16 protein-coding genes are annotated in these 20,158 nt (G+C 57.3%); 5 read left to right on the forward strand and 11 right to left on the reverse strand.

Features of this window, described 5'->3' with window-relative positions; genetic code table 11:
• Positions 1 to 184 precede the first annotated feature (184 nt).
• Positions 185 to 1,330, forward strand: coding sequence for a hypothetical protein (locus tag B2M20_RS12835; RefSeq protein ID WP_079447445.1), 1,146 nt, complete (start codon positions 185 to 187; stop codon positions 1,328 to 1,330).
• Positions 1,331 to 1,644: 314 nt separating this feature from the next.
• Positions 1,645 to 3,090, forward strand: a complete 1,446-nt coding sequence (locus B2M20_RS12840) for an O-antigen ligase family protein (protein ID WP_079447446.1) — start codon at positions 1,645 to 1,647, stop codon at positions 3,088 to 3,090.
• A 33-nt stretch (positions 3,091 to 3,123) separates the two neighbouring features.
• On the opposite strand, the gene B2M20_RS12845 is transcribed toward B2M20_RS12840, so the two are convergent.
• Together B2M20_RS12845 and B2M20_RS12850 are read right to left on the reverse strand one after the other, a co-directional pair.
• On the reverse strand, positions 3,124 to 4,449 hold the full coding sequence (locus tag B2M20_RS12845) for a nucleotide sugar dehydrogenase (RefSeq protein WP_087881193.1): 1,326 nt from the start codon (positions 4,447 to 4,449) through the stop codon (positions 3,124 to 3,126).
• Between the two features lie 78 nt (positions 4,450 to 4,527).
• A complete protein-coding gene (locus tag B2M20_RS12850; RefSeq protein ID WP_158081539.1) occupies positions 4,528 to 5,751 on the reverse strand; it encodes a glycosyltransferase in 1,224 nt (407 codons plus the stop codon).
• Between the two features lie 335 nt (positions 5,752 to 6,086).
• Between B2M20_RS12850 and B2M20_RS12855 the strand changes: the two genes are divergently transcribed.
• Entirely contained in the window at positions 6,087 to 7,961 is a 1,875-nt protein-coding gene (locus tag B2M20_RS12855) for a hypothetical protein (RefSeq protein ID WP_079447449.1), read from the forward strand.
• Positions 7,962 to 7,970: 9 nt separating this feature from the next.
• Here B2M20_RS12855 and B2M20_RS12860 read toward each other — a convergent pair whose 3' ends face one another.
• From B2M20_RS12860 to B2M20_RS12900, 9 genes are all read right to left on the reverse strand, one after another.
• Complete coding sequence (locus B2M20_RS12860; protein WP_079447450.1) at positions 7,971 to 9,914, reverse strand: hypothetical protein; 1,944 nt, start codon at positions 9,912 to 9,914, stop codon at positions 7,971 to 7,973.
• A 154-nt stretch (positions 9,915 to 10,068) separates the two neighbouring features.
• Positions 10,069 to 11,064 (reverse strand): Gfo/Idh/MocA family protein, encoded by a 996-nt coding sequence (locus B2M20_RS12865; RefSeq protein ID WP_079447451.1) that lies wholly within the window; start codon positions 11,062 to 11,064, stop codon positions 10,069 to 10,071.
• Positions 11,065 to 11,087: 23 nt separating this feature from the next.
• Positions 11,088 to 11,819 carry a class I SAM-dependent methyltransferase gene (locus tag B2M20_RS12870; RefSeq protein ID WP_158081540.1) on the reverse strand — a complete coding sequence of 244 codons (732 nt, stop codon included), beginning with the start codon at positions 11,817 to 11,819 and terminating at the stop codon, positions 11,088 to 11,090.
• A complete protein-coding gene (locus B2M20_RS12875; protein ID WP_079447453.1) occupies positions 11,819 to 12,307 on the reverse strand; it encodes a GtrA family protein in 489 nt (162 codons plus the stop codon). The genes B2M20_RS12870 and B2M20_RS12875 overlap by 1 nt, the downstream gene beginning before the upstream one ends.
• 2 nt (positions 12,308 to 12,309) lie before the next feature.
• A complete protein-coding gene (rfbF, locus tag B2M20_RS12880; protein WP_079447666.1) occupies positions 12,310 to 13,083 on the reverse strand; it encodes a glucose-1-phosphate cytidylyltransferase in 774 nt (257 codons plus the stop codon).
• Positions 13,084 to 13,238: 155 nt separating this feature from the next.
• Positions 13,239 to 14,318 carry a CDP-glucose 4,6-dehydratase gene (gene rfbG / locus B2M20_RS12885; RefSeq protein WP_244553510.1) on the reverse strand — a complete coding sequence of 360 codons (1,080 nt, stop codon included), beginning with the start codon at positions 14,316 to 14,318 and terminating at the stop codon, positions 13,239 to 13,241.
• Positions 14,297 to 15,343 carry a glycosyltransferase family 2 protein gene (locus tag B2M20_RS12890; RefSeq protein WP_201789025.1) on the reverse strand — a complete coding sequence of 349 codons (1,047 nt, stop codon included), beginning with the start codon at positions 15,341 to 15,343 and terminating at the stop codon, positions 14,297 to 14,299. The genes rfbG and B2M20_RS12890 overlap by 22 nt, the downstream gene beginning before the upstream one ends.
• Positions 15,344 to 15,369: 26 nt before the next feature.
• Complete coding sequence (locus B2M20_RS12895; RefSeq protein ID WP_244553511.1) at positions 15,370 to 16,599, reverse strand: class I SAM-dependent methyltransferase; 1,230 nt, start codon at positions 16,597 to 16,599, stop codon at positions 15,370 to 15,372.
• A gap of 1,183 nt (positions 16,600 to 17,782) precedes the next feature.
• Positions 17,783 to 18,022, reverse strand: coding sequence for a helix-turn-helix transcriptional regulator (locus B2M20_RS12900; RefSeq protein ID WP_079447456.1), 240 nt, complete (start codon positions 18,020 to 18,022; stop codon positions 17,783 to 17,785).
• Positions 18,023 to 18,116: 94 nt separating this feature from the next.
• On the opposite strand from B2M20_RS12900, the gene B2M20_RS12905 reads away from it, so the two are divergent.
• Positions 18,117 to 18,950, forward strand: a complete 834-nt coding sequence (locus tag B2M20_RS12905; protein ID WP_079447457.1) for a YqaJ viral recombinase family protein — start codon at positions 18,117 to 18,119, stop codon at positions 18,948 to 18,950.
• A complete protein-coding gene (locus B2M20_RS12910; RefSeq protein WP_079447458.1) occupies positions 18,934 to 20,139 on the forward strand; it encodes an ERF family protein in 1,206 nt (401 codons plus the stop codon). The genes B2M20_RS12905 and B2M20_RS12910 overlap by 17 nt, the downstream gene beginning before the upstream one ends.
• The last annotated feature ends 19 nt before the right edge of the window (positions 20,140 to 20,158 follow it).

Consider the following 20,158-nt stretch of genomic DNA (forward strand, 5'->3'; position numbering starts at 1 on the left):
GTGGAGCGCGCTCCGTCGACGCTTGCGCGTCTTAAAGCAAGCCCCCCCGATTTGCAACAAGCCCTATTTTGGCGATTTCAAATGCCTGCGGGCATGATAGGCACGGCCTGTCGAGACCACACATCGCGTTGGCGAATCGCATTTCGACAACGCGAGGGCCCGCGATGGAACCAGAACAGGCTCCATGACACCTCGCTCACTTGTCGGCTACCTGCATGGCGCCTTCTGGAAAGTCCTCGCGCTTCTGGCAAAGGCCGCCTTTGTCTTCCTGATCATTCCACGGCTCGCAGACGGCGTCTTCGGCGGCTACAGCCTTGTATCGACGGTGACGACCCTCATAGCGATCATGCTGTCGCTAGGCGCCCTTGATGCGCTTCCGATCGTTGCGCGCGGCCGCAAGGCCGTCGAACAGAGTCTCGCCCCGCTCTTTCATCTTATCCTCATCGCCGCGGGCCTTTGTCTTGCGGTCTATACGGTCATGGGCGGCGTCGCCCCGATCGCCGCAGCCGTGGCGGCCGCCAACCTCAGCTATCTGATCCTGTCGGGAATCCTGCGTTCAAGTCGGCCGCATTACTATGAACTGCTGACAAACCTGCCGACTCCCCTCTTCGTTGGACTTTGCGCAATTCTCAGATCTCCTGATCTCGAGCGCCTGCTGTTGCTGTTCGCCGTGGCGAATCTGGTAGTCGTGGTCGGCATCGCCGCGTGGGGTGGCCTTCTGTCCCCAAGCAGCCGCAGGCAACGCACCTACTCGGCGGCGATCACACGCCGCCTCTTGAAGACCGGCAATTTCAAAAGCCTTTCCACGATCCTGCTCCTCGTCGACTTCCGGGCCCTGATCCTCATACCCAGTGTGCTGTTTGCGACCGTGCCTGCGGATACGCTCGCCATGGCCCTCACGCTGGCAGAGGCCGTTTGGCAACTCGGCATGGTCGTCGTGAACCGAAGCTATTCGCGCTACTGTGCCGGGATCGGAACTCTCGCGGATTCCGTCAAGACTGCGAGCGTGCTCCTTGCAGGCTTCACCCTGTTAGGATGCGCCTTTATCTGGCTCCCGATACCCTTCACCATCCGCGGTTTTGACTGGCCATTGATCGGCTGGGCCCTGCTATTCTTCGCCGCCATGATCGCACTACTGGAACTGCGTTACTTTTTCTGGTCGCGTGGCCAGTACGACTATCAGATCATTCTGGCCCAGGTCGGTATCGTCGCCGTTCAGGCATTCGTCGTCGCGTTACTGCCCGAGCACGTTTGGCTACCGGCGTCAGCGATCGTGCTGCTGACAGCAACCATTTTGTTGTTAGCAATCCTCTCTAGAAGACGGAAATAATCCAGCTGCCAGAGCGCTCGTTCCAGGCACGGGGCTAGTGTCAACGCACCCATTTCGCATAGCTTCTGCAGCGCAGCCCTCAAATGTTCCGCAGATCTGCTCGGTCAAATCGCTGCATCTGGACGCTTTGGCGATCACGGAATGCCGCCCCAAGCATTCACCAAGGCGTGGACCGGATATCACCCGAACTGGTGATATCCATCGGAGCAAGGGGGAATGAATGGTGCCACATATGAAGCTCTCATTTCTTGACCGAGCCATCCGTTCTGTGCAAGTGACCATGCCAGCGGCCCGACCAGTGAAACAGGACCTTGATGCCTTTCACAGCATGGTTTTCCCAATTTCAAATACTTGTTGTTCGATGGGACCTCTTGGGAACAGCCTTTTTTGTGGCCGCTGCGATATCAGGAAAACTAGCGGCAACAAAACTTCTCGGCGACGTATTTCCGTCATGGCTTCTTGAGATAAGGCTATGGGCAACGGTTGCCGCAGCCGGCCTTCTCCTGCCGCTGGCTAACTCGATACGCTGGAACCGTTGGAACGCGTACACCTTCGGCAGCATTTTCGTCCTGGTTGCTTACCTCATCCTGCGCGCGCCGTTCGGTGCAACAGATCTCACCGCTCTGAAGGTTGTTGACCTGATCTATCTCGTTATTCTCTGCTACCTCATGCTGATCGTTGCGTCCGATGCAGTCAGACTTGCAATCTGTGGCACGACGATTCTCATCGCAAGCGGGGTCCTTTTTGTCCTTGCGCTCACGGGTATCGCAACAAACCCTGAACTGAATGGCATGGGATGGGCCGCGATCGGCGGCCCGTTGACGTTTTACCGTCTTGAGTTTCTGGGTTTCAGCTGCGCCTTGTGGATGATCTTGCGCAATAAATACTATCCGGCCGTCGGAATTATTCTTCTTGGCATTTTCCTCTTTGCGACTCTGGCCTCTCTGTCAAAGTCTGCCTATGGGGCGACTATAATTGTCCTTCTGGTACTCACCGCAGGACTGATCGCTCAGCGCAATTGGCGTCCCCTCGCAACGTTGGTCTTAACCTCCCTCTTTGTGTTCGCCGGTTGGCATACGTTTCTAGCGAGCAATTTTTACACACGAACCAATGCAGCCTTCACGTCCCAGCAGACCGCTCCCGCCGAGAAAGACTTCACAGAGATAGAGAAGCGCTACCAACTGATTCGTCCTTCGGAGCAGACGGGGTCGCAATCATTGAACAAAGATAACTTTCTCGCGCCGGGCTTCAGCTTCCTGACTAAACTTAAATGGTGCGTCCTGGACGATCCAAAGGGAACAGAGCAGGCAACTGTAACTTGTCACGAAAAAACAATGATCGACGGAACTCAGCGTCTTTTCTTCCTGTTCAAAGCGCTGGAAACTCCCTCCCTCTTCGGTCACGGCCTCGCCAACTTTCATGTGCTGGCCCTCAACCCGGGCGCCAGCTACAGGCTTGAGCAGTACAACTACCCACACAACGTCATTCTTGAACTATTTTACGACGCCGGCATTGTCGGCTTCAGTCTTCTTGTCGTTGCACTGGTAATCGCCGTCGCGAGCTTCTTTCTCATGATAAGGCACGAACCCGCGCTGCTTGCCGCTGGCGGGTTTGGGCTGTTCATATTTTTATCGAGCCTTGCCGCAGGTGACTTTTATGACTTCCGACTGTTCTGGTTTGCAGCACTAACGTGGAGCACCTACGCTGGCGCTTCCAAACTCGGTAATGCCATGCATACGCGGAAGGTCGGCTACGCCTGATATAAGTTCCTGGCGTCTAGTCAAACAATCGTTTCACGCCGATACGATGTGCCCCCCGGTCAGTCCCCGCCTGCCGCAGGCATTGCGCGTATCAACGATAAGAGGCGCCCATTTCACCAGCGCAGCATAATCGACATCGTCGTGGTCAGTCGCAATCAACACCGCATCGTATAAATTGATGTTCGGGCCGAATGCTACGGATTTCCTGTTAGCCAGTTTTGCGTGCTCGCGCGTCGGAGGAACAACCGGAACATGGGGGTCATAGAAATCCACAGTCGCCCCGCGCGCTTCAAGCAACTCGATCAGGACGAGCGATGGGCTCTCCCGGATATCATCGATATTTTTCTTATAGGCGAGCCCAAGCACCAGGATACGCGAACCATTCAGCCCCTTTCGCTGCTGACGATCAAGCGCAATCGCAAGCTCGCTAACGACGTAGCCTGGCATGTTGGAATTGATTTCGCCGGCCAGTTCGATAAACCGTGTGGCAATTCCGAACTCCCTAGCTTTCCATGTGAGATAAAACGGATCAATCGGGATGCAATGACCGCCGAGCCCGGGACCGGGATAGAACGGCATGAAGCCGAACGGCTTTGTCTTGGCCGCTTCGATCACTTCCCAAACATCAACCCCCATCTTCTTGTAAATGACCTTCAACTCGTTCACGAGGGCGATATTGACGGCGCGGAAAATGTTCTCGGTAATCTTCACCGCCTCAGCGGTCGCCGCTGACGACACCGGAACCGTCTTCGCAATAAAGCCGTCATAAAGGGCGACCGCCATTTCGCGTGCCAGTGGATCATCTGCGCCAATGACCTTCGGAATCCGGGTCGTGCTAAAATCCGGATTGCCGGGATCTTCCCGCTCGGGAGAGAAGGCGAGGAAAAAGTCCACGCCGGCGCGGAGTCCGCCTTTCTCAAGGATGGGCCGCAACACCTCATGGGTCGTTCCGGGGAACGTCGTCGATTCCAGAACAATCAACTGCCCCTTGCGCAAGTTCGCCGAAACCACCTCAGCGGTCGACTCCACGAACGACAGGTCAGGCTCGAGATGCGAAGTCAACGGAGTCGGAACGCAGATCAGGATGGCGTCCGCTTCCCGCAGTCGAGAGAAGTCCGATGTGGCTTGAAACCGACCGGTCTGGTTGGCGGAGACGATTTTTTTCGCTTCGATGTGCTTGATGTAGCTCTGTCCTTTCGCCAGCAGCGCCGGCTTTTCGGGATCAATATCAAAACCGATCACACGCGAACCTGATTCGGCGATCGCAAGACAAAGCGGAAGGCCGACGTAGCCAAGGCCTATTACACCGACAACGGCCTCCCGGCTCCGAAATCTGCCTACGGTATCCTCACCTGACATATTTAGCTTTCTTTGCGACTGGTAACGGTGGCTCAGCACCATAGGTCTCTGCAAAATCGCACTTATCCGGCGAATAGCCTATAAGGCCGCCGCACGATCAGACGCAATATTGTTGTTGCAAAGACCTTCTGAAGCTAAATGCTCCAGGAGCTCACAAAAGTTATCGTAAATCTGCTGTGGATCGAACAATTCCTTGTAAACCTCGCGCGCCATCCGTTGCTTCGTCTCGAACGACGAACGATCCGCAGAGATAAGCTGCAAACACCTGGCCGCAGAGGCTACATCACCCTCATTGTAGAAATACCCCAGACCACGCGCTTTCAATAGCGAACGGACCTGCCCGGTTAAGCCGGTCATGATCGGCAATCCGGCACCGAGGTATTCACCAACTTTGTTGGGATAGTGCACGACAAAATCAGATGTCGAGAAATAAGGCACCGCTCCGTAGTGGCACCGCCGCAGCAGAACGTGAATTTCTGCGGCAGTTCTCCAGCCGGCAAAAACGATATGCTTTTCCTTCCGTCCCAGTGCGCGCAGCTCGTCGTCCTGATCGCCCTTACCGCAAATGACGAGTTTCAACGTCTGCTTGTCGGTCTCCGGAAGCTGGACCGCTGCCTGTACCAGCGTCTTGATGTCCAGTCGGTGGCTCAATGTCCCCGCAAAACATCCAATGGTTTGTTCCCTCCCAGACACAATGCCCATCTCATCCCAGAACCGTTCCGCATCGTAAACGTCTGACTGCGCAGGTGGGGTTGGATTAATTGCGAGATGAAAGGCTCGGTCGAGCGGCCCACGCGGGCGACCACCTCGCCGCAGAGCCCAATCCACGAAGCCGTCGGTCACACCGAGAATTGCGGTCGCATTCCTGACGGTGTAGCGAAGTGACCTGCTCCAATAAGCAACTGCAGGCATCGCGGCGAAGCGGCCCAGGCCCGAGACATACTCTGCGATAATATCAGGCCACATGTCCCTAAAATCGACAGCGACCGGGACGCTGTTCGAGCGGGCAAAACGAACGGCGGCTTCAGCCAGTTCAATCGGCGGATATCCGCACAAGATAACGTCAGGACGAGGCAGGGTCGGCGCAATGCGAGCAAATTCCCGCGCATTCTGAACCTGACTAACGATGCGGCCGATCGAAACATTCTTTGCGTAAAGACGGCCGTGTAGCAGCACCAGCTTGTAGCCTTCAGGCCTGTCCGCGATCGTCGTCGTCGACGCGCGCTGTTCCTTTCTCTGATGGTTGACCGTGGAATTCCACCAAGTCACCTGATGGCCGCGGCGGGCCAGGCGCTCCGCCATGATACCCGTTCTCAGGAGACGCGGTCTGCCGGTGTCCGACGGGATCTCCTCTCCGGTATTGACCAGCCAAATTCTCATATCGGGCTCTGACTTTTGTCCGATGTCGGGCGGATTGCGCAAATGGTTTGGCGCCTGTACGCAGGGTATATCGCAAACCTGATCTCGCTGTCATCGCACATTCGACGGGTTTTGCCGCCATTCGCGAGGCGATAACCACCACAGACGTCCGCGCAACAGATTGAGCAGCGCTCCCGCGTCGAGACAGTCCCCTTGCCCCGTTTCGGCAGACATGCAAAACCTGTCGAAGTTATCACCTGCGCTCCTCAACCGGACAAATGCTCACGCTCGCACCTTCCCGATTCGGCCAACGTCTGACCGCGGCTTTAGAGAGGCTTGCGCTTATCATTTCCGCCGTCGCTGCGGTCGGCTTTGTTGTTACGCTCTTACAAAACTGTTCACTTGGCTATGATTTCTCCGACGAAGGATATTACCTGAACTGGATTTCAGGACCGTCGGACTTCACACCATCGATCAGCCGGTTCGGCTATGTTTACCATCCGCTGTATCTGATGCTCGACGGCAACATTTCCTCGCTGCGGCGGGCAAACGTCCTCATAACTTTTCTTCTGGCCGTCGCGGCCTGCATGTGCCTCCTCCGCCGGCTCGCCATGGAAACGGAAGGCTTTTCTTTCTGGCGTTCCGCGGACGGAATCGGATTGTCGATTGTCGCGGCCTGCTCTGCGACACTCATTCTCATTCTCGCAAGCTCACAATGGCTGCCAACTCCGAGCTATCTTAGCCTCACGTTCCAGGCATTGTTGATCTGCTGTATCGGTGTCGGCCTCGCGGAAAGTTCTGCTTCACTCGCGAGCATTGCCGGATGGATCGCAATCGGCATTGCCGGTTTTCTGGCGTTCTCCGCCAAACCGACGTCAGGCGTAGCGCTCCCGATCTTCGTGACAGGCCTTCTCGCCGTGACCGGGCGGCTGAAGTGGCGCATGTTAATGATTGCGGCGGGCGTGTCAGGCCTCGCTATGCTGATTCAGATCTTTACCATAGACGGATCAATCGGCGCGTTCATCCGGCACATGCGCAATGGCGCCGAGCTTGCGGACGAGCTAGCGGTCGGCCACACTCTTGTTGAATCTATGAGGGTGGGCACCTTCCATCTCGATCTCAAAGAAAAGATCGCTCTCGCGGCGACCACGGCGACCGTATTGCTGCTGGTCTGGCTGAATTATCTGGAAGGTTGCGCGGCCAACCTTATTGCCGCAACAGCTACGGCGGCTCTCGCCGTGCTAAGTGCGGCCTTGGTTTGGCAGATTATATCGTTTCCTTTTGATTACAGGATCTATCAGGGTGTTCAGTTTCTCGCGCTACTTTTTGCAGGGGTGCTCGGATGCGTCGCCCTACAGATTGGCGGATCGACGCTGAGGCTGACCCGGGAACGCGCGGCGCTCGCCGTGTTCTTTGCAGTGCTGCCCTATGCCTTCGCATTCGGCAGCAATCTGAATTACTGGCGGACAGGCGCCGCCGCCGCCTTCTTCTGGACACTGGCTGCGATCGCCCTGCTCGCGCCAGCCAAGCTGGTGCCCGGTCAAGGACGCTCGCTATTGCCGGTAGCTGTCGTTGCGTTTGTCATGGCCGTTGTGTTCATGCGTCACGGCATGACACATCCCTACCGGCAGACCGCCCCGCTTTCCGAAAGCACCTCCGCCGCCCACTTCGGAGGCAGCGGTTCAACATTGCTTTTAACGCAGGATTTTGCGGCGTATATCGGGACTCTCCGATCGATGGCAGGCATCGGCGGCTTCAGGGTCCGAGATCCCGTGATCGATCTCACCGGACACTATCCCGGCGCGCTGTTTGCGATTGGCGCCAAACCGGTGGGCGAAGCCTGGCTGGTTGGAGGGTATTCCGGCAGCGACCACGTGGGAGAAAGAATACTAGAATCCGTCTCGTGCGTTACACTGGCTACCGCATGGATTTTGTCGGAACCAGCGGGGCTGCGCCACCTTTCGCCAGATATTCTTGATAGGTCAGGAATCGACATCGCGCGTGACTACGAGACCGTAGGCACTCTCGAATCGCCGACCGGAACATATCCGGACACCTACAAACAACAATTTCTCAGACCCAATCGAGCACCGCTGGACGCCGTAGCGGCGTGTAAAGTTGCACGTGCGGCCACGCAACAGAAGGCTCAATAAAGAAGCTTGCTACCTATTCCGTTGCATATAGATCAGACGTCCGCCCGGTACGCTCTCCTCGTCATATACGGACCGAAGTCTGGCAAGATCGATCGGGATATCGGTATCGAGCAGCCCCCTTTGCGTCGCATTTTCGAGGCTGGTTCCGATGAACAACTTCTTGGGGCCGCTGTTCACTAGAAATTCCATCAGGCGTTCGAGATCGATACGGCGAACCAGTTCGACAACCCCCGGTCCCTGCAAGGCGGATCTCGTTGAAGTTTGTCCGTACAGTACACCCTGATCGAGAGCGATTATCCCCACCGGTTCACCCGGAAGCGTTTGCGACCGGATAAAGGAAATATCCTCGAGAATTTCGTTATTTGCCTGCGAAGGCGCGGATCGCGCCTGTGCAACGTTGTGCACGACGCCGGGAACGGCCGAGACAAAAAATGTGGCCGGAACAGTTATCGAAAGAAGCGCAAGTAGGGAAACAAATCTGACTCTTGTTGCCATCCCAGCGACAGTCCGATCAAGAAGGAAGAACAGCAATATGACGCTTGGCCACATAACAAGTCGAAGAACGAGGATGTGAGATCGCCCCACATAATAAACGGTCAACCCGACGCCAAGTAGAGCCAGATATGCGGCGAGTTCTAAGCTGCGATCATGCGTTCCATTGCCGATACAAACGGCGGCCATGAACAGAACCGCAAAAATGATTGTGGCATGAATGGTCCAATAGCTCGGGAATGCGGGAACAGCAATCATGCCGAAACCAGTCACCGCGAACACCTGCTGGAAAACAATGAGCCCCCGCAGATCTGCCGCGCCGTTCGATTTTACAAATAGAAATGCCACGAAGGGGACAACGAACAGCAGGCATCCGCAAAAATAAAACAACAGATTCTTTGCCGACTTCCGAAAAGCTGATTGGTCGCTCCAATTCCGATCCGAAAACGAGCCAAAACAGATGAAGCCCGCAAGAGATAGAAATACAGCCAGTCCGCTTTCCAGATTCCACGCTATGGCCGCACCGGAAAATATTCCGACCGCGAGATATTTGATTTTTTTCTGAGTTGATTGCAGCCAAACGGCCACCAGCAGACTCACTGCCGGAAAGAAAAAGCGCAGTGGGTAGTATTGCAGAACGGGATCCACATTGTCATACCGCAAGTTGAATGCGGCGGTCATCACCAGACAAAGGGAGCCCCCCAGCAAGACAATCTTGTTTCTGATGATCAGAGACGTAAACGCCAGAGCGGACCAGACCGCAACGACAAGAAAAACGGCAAACGTTGAACTCACGACGAGGATAGAGCTTCCAAAGATACGCAAGACCGGCGTCAAAAACTCCCCATAGCACCCATACTGCGGTAGTACGTCGGCCAGGCATGTTCCGCCGCTCGCGATCCTGATGAGCGATGAGGTGACGGCTTCGTAGTGCAGGCTTATCGGCCAACCGTAAAGCAGGCTTCCTTCGGTCCATACCCTTTGAGCAAGCACCAGACCGGTGGTTACGATATAGAGCGAGCCAACCGCTAGGACAGCAGTCTTGTTCTGAGCGACTCGAGGCGCGAAGAAAAACACTGTGACTGCCGCACCTATGCCGATCAGAACAATGACCATCATCCGCGTATCACTGAACGACCTTTCAATTATGAGAACGGCCAGTGCGATAAGAGCCACACACCAGAAAATAAAAGGCGAGCTATCGTTTTCCTTACCCGACCAGCGCGCTACTATGGCCACGCCCAACAACAAGAGACCGCCGACCAAGGTAAGGCCAACGAACATGAACGGGTCTTGTGGTTCAGGGAAAACACCCACCGCGTTCGGCAACAACAACGATCGCGAATGTTGTATAACCCCCGGATCGGCCACCGGGGCAAAAGCCAGAAGCAGATATCCTGCCAGGACCAGGATCGCGCAGGCCGCAACAAACAGCCAATTTGAGTTCGATGACTGCTGCATCCTCGTCCGCCGCAAGCATTTGACGGCGCTTCTTAGCGGCTTGGCTGTGTTACTGCAAATTCTGATCGTTGGTCCCACACGCTCCCGGAATGGTGATGATATCATTCACATCTGAGTGCCACCGCCCGCTTGTGCTAGCGCAGCCCGCAATACTTCACGCGTGGATTTTCCGCTCCAGTTGCCCCTGCAATGCCAACAAGACCGGCATTCCCGATATAATGAAGGTCGTATCGATCGAGTGGGTGACCGCAGCCAGGAAAGCACCCAGCTCCAGTCTCAGCGTGCTAGACATCGCGGCGAACTGAGGATCGACAGCGCATCTTCGCCCTTCGATCCGAATCGAAGGCGCAGCCTCACCGAAATCGAGCATTGCATTGAACGCATCACGCTCGATTTTAAGAATTCGTTTCCGGCCGCGGGCGGCGACATCGCAAAGAAATTCGTAACGGCCGCCGGCATCGTCTGCAAATTCGAGCCGCCCGCGGCTTCGATCTTCGCTTGCATCGACAATCCGCCAGTCTGCACGGGGTGCAAATGCCTGAAAGATGGAAAATGCATGGGGCAGCAAGTCCGACAGCAGGCCGACTTCCGCATGCCGCGCTTTGACTGCGCCGTGGCGAAATTCGCCCGCGACATCGTCCCATCGCAGGCAAAGCCTGAGCGGTCCGGCTCTCCGCTTCGCAATTTCCCCGGCCAGTTGGTGCAAGGCCGGCAGATAGGCGAACTCAGTACCGATCGCGAGAACGCGCCCCGTCTCCTGCGCGGCCTCCAATAGATATTGTCCGCCTTGCGCATCGACGCTGATCGGCTTTTCGACCAGCACATCCAGCCCCAACTGCAACGCCTCGCACACGTCACGAATGTGATCGCGCGGGCGACTGGCGACGATCGCGACTACCGGCCGCGCCCCCGATTCCATCGCCTCGCCAAGAGTTGCAGCTATACAGATCCCGGCTAACTCGCGCCGCTCAGCCGCCCAGGCGCGGACTGCATCGGGATCGGTACGAGCTGCAATCGTGATCCCGCGACCCGACCCGCGTGCAGCCGCAACTACCGATGCCCATGTCCGTCCCCAACGGCCGCCGCCAACGATAATCACCGGCAGATCGGTTGCCGCCATTTGCCAGAAAGCTGCAAGGTCGGAAGGCATATCAACCAGCAATTGCCTTTGAATCAGGACGGTTTCCGAGCGCTCAGATAATATTGCGCCCCGAACGGAAGGTGACCTAACAGGGAGTCGAGACCCGTCAAGAAGGGGCCGGCAGGAGGCACCGAAATGATCGTCCGCGTGTGAACGTCGTCGAATCCCGCTCGCGCAAAGAGCCGGCGCAACCTGCCTGGCCGCAACAATACCGCGTCCTTGTCGATCTCGCAGGTCTTCACGATATACTGCGTCGCAGGATTGTAGGGATTGTGTTCGAACACCAGCGCCAGCCCGCCCGGCTTGATGACGCGGCGCATCTCGGCGACGAACGCCGCCCATTGCGGAGGCGGCACATGGTGCATCACACATACGGTAAATGCGAGCGAGAACTCGCCGTCGGCATAGGGCAATCGTTCGCCGTCGAAAGTCGCATAGCGCACGAAGGGATGGCGCCTGGCCGCCAGTTCGACGCTGTAGGCAGATACGTCGATGCCGTGCAACTCGCCGAACTTTCCCTCAAGCCCGGCATGATACGCGCCGAGCCCGCAACCAAGATCAAGCACGTCAATGCTGCCGATATCGGTGAAATGATCGCGCGCTAACCGCAGGATATGCTCGCGCTTGACGTCGATATAGAACGCATGCTCGCGGCCGCCGAACGAGAGCGCCGCGTTGATTTTGTCTTCATAGTCGCCGGCGACATCGTCGAAATCCTTCGCCACCTGCGCCTGCGTTATCTGCCGTCGGTCACTTTCGCTCATCATGGGTCCCGGGCTGAAGGCGATGCGTCCTCGGTCTTGTGCGTCGCGAAGACCCAGCCACGAAATATGAAGAAATTCGCGACCGGAATAAGAACACAGATGGCAGCCGCGCCAATGAAATACGGCCAGGCCAGCACGTCGACCGTGATCGCCATGACGCACCAGGCAATCAAGAAACCGGCCAACGACGTGATGACGAAGCGCGTCATCTGATCGAGCGAATCCGTATTTGTTCGAAAAGTGAAACGACTCTGCAAGAGATAGGACACACCGAGCGACAGCAGATACGCGCAAACCGAAGCGGCCGTCGGCGGCAGTCCAACCGCTAGGACCAGCACGTTTGTGAGCAGGAAATAGACCAGCGTCGCCACAGCGCCGGACAGTCCGAAGCGGGCCACCCGGTGCAGCGACGGCGGCAACACTGAGCGCAGCAGCGAGGTAGCCATATCCACGCGATCTGTAGCGGGTTTGGTTGGTTGCACGGACATGGCTACCAGCACTTCCAGGGCGCCCTGCCCGAATTCCACAACGCCTCCAGTTCGCGCTGATCGCGCAGCGTATCCATCGGTCGCCAGAAGCCGCGATGCCGATAAGCGGCGAGCGCACCGTCCCGCGAAAGCCGCTCGAGCGGCTCCCTCTCCCATGTCGTGTCGTCATCGTCGATGTAATCAACCACGGATGGCTCGACGACGAAAAAGCCGCCGTTGATCCATCCCATCTCGCCGTCCGGCTTCTCATGAAAACGGGTCACGGTTTCGGAGGTCTCGTCGATATCAAGGATACCGAACCGGCCCGGCGACGGAACGGCGGTCACCGTCGCCAAACGACCATGCGAGCGGTGAAAATCCACCAGCGCGCGAATGTTTACATCGGAAACGCCGTCGCCATAGGTCAGGCAGTATGTCTCGTTGCCGACGAAGGGCGCAATGCGCTTGATGCGCCCGCCCGTCATGGTGGTCAGTCCGGTATTTACGAGCGTGACCGTCCAGCGCTCGCTGGCATCGCCGTGAAAATCGACGCGGTTTTCTCCAAGATGCACGGTGACGTCGTAGTTCTCGACAAAGTAATTGACGAAATAGGACTTGAGCATATGGCTCTTGTAGCCGCAGCAAACGACGAATTCATCAAAGCCGGCAGCCGCATACATTTTCATGATATGCCAGATGATCGGACGGTCACCAACTTCGACCAGCGGTTTTGGCAGGAGTTGTGTCGCTTCGGACAAGCGCGTCCCCAGTCCTCCTGCCAAGATGACGACTTTCATTCCATTCGCCCAATATTTGATGTGGCGGTCATTATGGTCCGCTTTTCCCGGCCGGGCAATAAACCCAGCACGCCGCGCCAGGCCGAGCAACCGGCAGGCCTCCCTATCTCCGAGCGCGACGCCAATTCTCCGCAACGCGCCCGAAGCGCCATCCGTTACACTTTAAAGAAATCGGATATATCGCGCTCGACAAGGACTGAGGCGTGCATACCCGCCGCGTGGTCCCGATACCATGCGGCCGTACGCCTGATCGCTTCATCCGATCTCCAGCGGGGATGCCATCCAAGTTCGCGACGCGCCAGCGACGAATCTATCGTGAGCTTTCCCGCCTCATGCTTTGCGTCGGCTGACTCCGGAGCCGCCGTCCATGCCGCTCCGCCTCCCCACGCGGCGACGAAGAGGTCGGCAACCTCCTGGACCGTCATGGCATCCTCCTGCGCCGGGCCGAAGTTCCAGGACGTGCGCGCAGTTCTTCTGCCGGCCAGGGACTCGGCGAGCATCAAATATCCAGCCAGGGGATCGAGAACGTGCTGCCACGGACGCATCGATCGCGGGTGGCGAGCGAACAGCGGCTGTCCGGCCGAGATTGCCCGCGCTGCGTCTGGAAGCAGACGGTACTCGGCCCAGTCGCCTCCGCCGATGACATTGCCGGCGCGCGCCGTTGCGGCCCGCGGAGCGCTGTCGCCAGCAAAGAACGAGCTGACCATGGCCTCCGTCGCTATCTCGGCCGCAGCCTTGGAGGCGCTGTACGGGTCGGCTCCGCCCAACGCATCATGCTCGCGGTAACCCCAGGCCCATTCGTTGTTGCGATACACCTTGTCGCTGGTCACCACGACGATGGCCTTGAGGTCCAGCGCTTGCCGCGCGGCTTCCAGCACCCGCACCGTTCCCATCACATTGGTTTCGAACGTACCCACCGGATCGACATATGACGCCAGAACGATGGGCTGAGCCGCGAGGTGAAAAACGATGTCGGCGCGGGAGCCCGACAACGCCGCCGTCAGAGCGGGCAAATCATTGACGTCACCGAGATGATGGGAATGGCCAGCGAGATTCAGCTCCCTATAAAGCAAGCGCTCACGTTCGTCTCGACCGAACCCGATGCTTTCAGCGCCCATGTGGGCCAGGAGCGAACAGAGCCACGCCCCCTTGAAGCCCATGTGCCCGGTCACGAACACGCGCTTACCCTTCCAGAATCCGCGATCGATCAGCCTCATGTTTGCTGGTCCGACCACCGCAGCAAATCCTTCTCGATCTTTTCGATCGGCCGGTCAAAATTCACAAGGTCGGCGATGATCGTCGGCGGGCGCATACGCACCTGGTCGTAAATGCGCCCCACATAAATGCCGAGCACCCCAAGGAAGAGGCTGTTCAGGCCGATGCCGAACAATATGAGGATCTGCGTCGTGGTGAAGCCTCGTGGAGTGGCCTCTGCGGAAACCAGATGCAGCACCAGATAAAAGGTCGCCAGCAAAACGGCGGCGAGCGCAATAAACATGCCGATGTAGAACGAGATGCGCAGAGGCAGACTCGAATGAGCCAGGATACCGTCCATCGCGAGCCGCAGCAGGCTGCGAAACTTGAACTTGCTTTCATTGTGAAGGCGCTCGGAGCGATCGAAAGGGATTCCGATCTGGCGCCGCGCCAGCGATGATATCAGCCCGCGCAGATACATGTGCGGTTCGTGTATCGGGCGAAGCCGCTCGATTACGGAGCGATCGATCAGCCGGAAATCGCCGGCGTCGAGAATCAGATGGGGGCCGTCAAGACGACGCAAGAGGCGATAGTAGGCGCGCCGGCCACGGCGCAGAAGCAGGCTCTCTTTCCGGTTCCGCCGAACGCCGACGACGACGTCGTAGCCATCCCTCCATTTCTTGAGAAACGGCCCGAACATCGACGGCGGGTCCTGAAGGTCCGCATCGATCTGGATTGCCGCAGCGCCGCGCGCCAGCCGGTATCCGGTCAGCACCGATTTCTGGAAACCGAAATTTCGCGCAAAACGCACCACGCGTACCTCGGGGTCGTGCGCGGCGATCTGAGACAGCTTTGCAAAAGTCAGATCAGTTGAATAGTTGTCGGTAAAGAGAAATTCGAACCGGTAGTCGTCGAGTCCCGCGGCAACACGCTTCAATTCGGCATAGGTCTTGTCGATATTATCCTGTTCATTGAACACCGGCACGACGATCGAAATGAGCGGCCTAGCGCAAGTCTCCGCTCTCGCGAAACCAGTCGCCTCGCTCAGTGTTACGGTATTGGTCAAGATCGCATGTCCAGTTATCGCGGCGGCTAAGTCGCGCGCTCGAATTCTTCCGCGGAGAAAATATCGATAATGGGTCCCTGATATCCCTGCTTGCGCATATAGCCTTCTATCTCCGCCGAGATGTGCCAGGCCAGATTCAACAGCGGGGCATCCGGATTACACCGCGCGGCGAAGTCGTCGTCGGACAGGATAGGAATGCGCGTCCCCGGAACGTAGTGCCCAATCTTCATGGAGCCGGGCTTTTCGTAGACCGCCGCGACCATCGTTTCGTCGAGCTCGAGCAACTTGACGAGGATCGCAGCCCGCCCGGGAAATGCCTTACCCACAAGCAGACCGTGCCGGGAGACCGCCGCGGCGATGCTCGCACGCTTCGCGCTCTGCCACGCCGGTATCCGGCGTCCCATGTCATACAAGCGCCGTTCAAATCTATCTTCCGTTGCATACAATCCGGCAAGTTCGGGCGCCTCGCGCTCGGCATCGAGTTGCTGTTGCATAATCACCCGGATATTGCCGCCATACCGCGCCGGAAATTCTGCCGCCACGATGCTGACTCCGAGCGTTTCTGCGATATACCGGAACGAAGTCAGGCTATAGGTACGCGGATGCTCGTGATAGAACGTATCGAACTGATAGCGATCCAGAACGGCGCCGAGATAGTGATTCTCGATAACAAGCAATGTCTTGGGCGACATTAAGCTGCGGACCGCCGCAAGCAGGCTCGACAGATCCTCGATATGTGCAAAAACATTGGTGAATGTGATGATGTCTGGCTGGCCGCGGGTCGCGACGATGGTCTTGGCGAGTTCTGGTGCAAAATAATCCTGATAGACTTCATGACCCGCCGCCCTTGCATCGGCGGCAGCATCGGTCGGCTCGACGCCGATGGTCTTCGCGCCATGCTGCTTGAAAATTGACAGTAGGCTGCCGTCGTTGCAGCCGACGTCGAGGACCAGCAGGTCGTTCAGCGAGATGATTTGTTGCTCGCAGCGTTCAACCAATTGGCGCATGCCGTTCAACACGTCGGCGGTATTTCGTGCGCGATAGTGGTAGGAGTCGGGAAACAGGAGTTGCTTCGGAACCTGAAACGACTGATGCGCGGTCTTGCAGATCGGGCAGAAAGCAATGTCGATGGGATGGTTGTCAGGAACGCGGAAATCGCCGACGGGAACGAGGTCATCGCAGAGAGGATGGCTTCCTAGGTCTAGCGCTTTCCGCAGGTTCGAGCCGCCGCAAACCTCGCACCTTCCAATCCTCATCATAAACCCTTCACTTCCACGCCTACAATGTTGAAATGTGCTTATATTCAAGACAATCACAAATACAAATCGATATGTATCTTGGAACGCTCGCCGCCATATTAGAGGGGTCATTTACCCCGCCCAGAACCTCCCTTCGACTCCTTAAGGCGTAACGGCTTCTTCGTGGCCGAGCAAGGCTCCCGCGGCGCTCGCGGTTATCATGTGGCAGAAACAGCGACCGTACACCTCCCCGAGACTCGTTTTCTTGGTGCCGCTTCTTTCTCAATATCGCACTCATGCTTCATCCCGGACACCTCTCGTCTCCCTGCCCGTTCTTTGCAGATTTCGACGTTGCGTTACATGGCATGTCGCCGTGCACTCATTCTTTATCTCGCTCTGGTCGTTATCGCTGCACTCGCCTGGTCCTTCGCTCCGAATCTGCGACCCCGTTTTGAGGGGCTCCAGCAAGAGTATTCACTCCGCAACAGCCAACCAACTTCCGTAGGCCTTCGCCTCGAATACTGGTCCAAAGCGCTCCAATCATCCGCAGCGCCCGCTGATCGGTCACGGCGGCTCGATACGAAATCTGTTCGAGCGTGAAGCCGTTGGCAGAACCGTGATCGACGAACAAATCGTCGCCAACCCGCACAACCAGACGCTCTATTCGCGATCGAGTGGGGCGTGAACGGGTTGATCCTGCTATATGCGATGTGGATCACCCATTTCCTGATGTTCACGGAAATGGGTGGATGTGCTGGCTCGGAATCATCGTGATCAGCCAGAACATCTCTTTGACTCCCTGCTCAATTCGCACCTCTCCGATTAGGTCGAAGGCTGGATTTACGTCGGCTCGGCCGCCGGAATGGTTTCGAATGGCCGCAAGCCGTCTTCAATGGTCGCCACCGCCGCGTGATTTCGTGCCACTAGCCCAAAGCACCGGCAGCTTTTGGACTGTGGGATGAAACGGTTGTGTGCCGGGATCATGGAAATCCGACGGCTGGCAAACGATCATCGCCCTTTCCCTACTGGCCTCGATTTGTTCCCAGGTCCGGACTGGCCAAGGGCGGAGCGATCGATTGCGCGGCTAAGGCGTGATGCAAAGCCTCGGGGGCCTCCGCGTCCCTCCTCCACAGCGCCGGTTTTCCGGAACCCACATCGGCTTTCCCGACACCGGCATTCCACAAAAGGACCGCTGTGGTGCTCACTTCAAAAGACGCACGCCAGGCCCAGCTCCATTCTTAGCAATAAACTTAACTCCAGCATCTTCGAGCGCTCGCTGAATTGCCACGGCCGCGTCCTGAGAAATGTCCCTGCGGGATTTTTCGAAATCCACAATCGTTGACAACCCTAGCCCCGCGAGATCGGCGAGTTGCGGCTGGGTGAGGTCAAGCAGCGCGCGCGCAGCCCGGCATTGCCCCGGCGTGATAGCATAAAACTTCATTCTTGACTAAACCAGTACAACATGATTCAACATAAAATGTTGAGTTATCTTGTGCTGAAGCTTATCTCAAATTTCGTGTTGGAGGACAACAGAGGTGAATATTACAAAGAAAAACCAATTGCTTAATCAAGATCGACGACACTTTCTTGGCGGCTCCGATGCCCGCATCATCATGGGCAAAGATGAGAAAGCCCTGCTGCAGCTTTGGAAGGAAAAGCGTGGCGAGACGGCCAGTCCCGACCTCTCGGGAGAGCTCATCGTTCAACTCGGGGTCGTCACCGAGGAATTGAACCGGCACTGGTACGAGCGTAACGCCGGGCAGCGGGTCGTTGGCGTTCAGAACCGCCTCTTCCACCGCTCCATCCCATGGATGGCAGCGACACTGGACGGCCTCGTCAAGGAAACCGGAGCCGTTTTCGAGGCCAAATTTATGCTGCCGTGGTCGTTTTCGGAGGAAGCTGCGGCTGCCAAGCACATGGCTCAGTTGCAACACAACATGCTGGTGGCCAACACGGAAAAGTCCGTGCTTTCCATCATCAGTGGCGGAGGAAAGTGGGTCGAGATTTCGGTCGAAGCCGATCCGATCTATCAGACCGTGCTCATCGCCGTGGAAAAGGTGTTTTGGCATGCCGTAAAAACCGGCCAGCCGCCCGTCCTATTCGAAGGGGAGCCCCCGAAACCTCGGATTGAGGCCATTCGAATCGTGGACATGAATGTGTCCAATGCCTGGGCCGAGTTCGCCGCGCTCTACCGTCAAACCCGCAGCGCCCATCTCGATCACGAGCGGGCAAAAACTGAGCTGAAGACACTCATGCCGATGGATTCCAAAGAAGCCATGGGCCATGGCATCCGAGCCAAACGTTCAAAATCCGGAGCTGTCACCTTTGACCTCCTTGACCAGGAGGCGTCGTATGCGCAGGTCCAGTGAAACCGTCGCAGCGATCGCGACAGCGTTGGCAAAAGCGCAGATCGAACTCTCGAACCCGGCAAAATCAATGCTGGGCTCGGTTTATCCCGCCAATAGTCACGAAAGCCCGAAGAATTTCCGCTACGCACCTTTGTCCGGGGGTCTGGAAATTATCCGGAAAGCGCTAGGCGGACAGCAGATTGCCGTCACCCAAACCACAGAGATCGACGCGACCAACGGTCTCGTCAATCTCACCACCTTATTGATCCACACCTCCGGTGAATGGATATCCTCGAACTGGCCGATTTGCCGGCTCTCGGAGATTTCGGCACCACGGCGCATGGGAGCTGCACTCACATACGCACGGCGCTACGCCTTATTCACGTTGGTCGGCATTGCCGGTGACGATGATCTCGATGGTCCGGAGTTCAACCCCCAGGCAAACGCGACGGATGTCCAGCAATCCCCGGCCGGTGCAGCAAATGAACCTTCCCCCGGAAGCCGACCTTCCGAATCTCCGGTGAACAGCACCGCAGACGTCGAAGCAACCCGAACGGACCTTCTCGCTGAAATCGAGGCGCTTTCAACCCTGGAACAACTGGAAGCGCGAGCGGCCAGCATTCTCAAAACTAAAAATCTTCTTCCGCCGGAGGATGCCAAACAAATCGAGGCGGCGTTCAGCATGAGAATGGCAGCCTTCGACTTGGTCCAGACGCGCTCCAATTCTGCCCCCAATGCAGGCGACAAAACCGTCATTGCCCCTGTCGTCGCACCCAAGCGTCGCCGCCGACGGGCCAAAACCGCTGTCCTTTCCAGCGAGCTGGACTTGCGGCCACAAGCTGCCTCAAACGCGCCAACGATGGGAACACCCGCAAAAATCGACAAGAGCGTATTGACCTTTGGCGAGCCTCGTCGCAAGCGCGACAAGCAGCACCTCCGGTTCGTTGCGTCCCAGCCGTGCCTGATTTGCGGTCGGGCGCCGTCCGACGCGCATCATCTCCGCTTCGCGCAATCACGCGCCATGGGGCGCAAATCGAGCGACGAATTTGTCGTCCCCTTATGCCGCACCCACCATCGCGAAAATCACCAAACCGGCCGCGAGGAATCGTGGTGGGCATCGATGTCGATTGATCCGCTGGAAATCGCCACAAAGCTTTGGACTGACAGTCATGGAAGGGGCGCGGACTCGATCGTGCATCGCTGTGGTTGATATAGGCGTGGATCCAGCG

The sequence above is a fragment of the Nitrobacter vulgaris genome (assembly GCF_002028545.1).
GTDB lineage: Bacteria > Pseudomonadota > Alphaproteobacteria > Rhizobiales > Xanthobacteraceae > Nitrobacter > Nitrobacter vulgaris.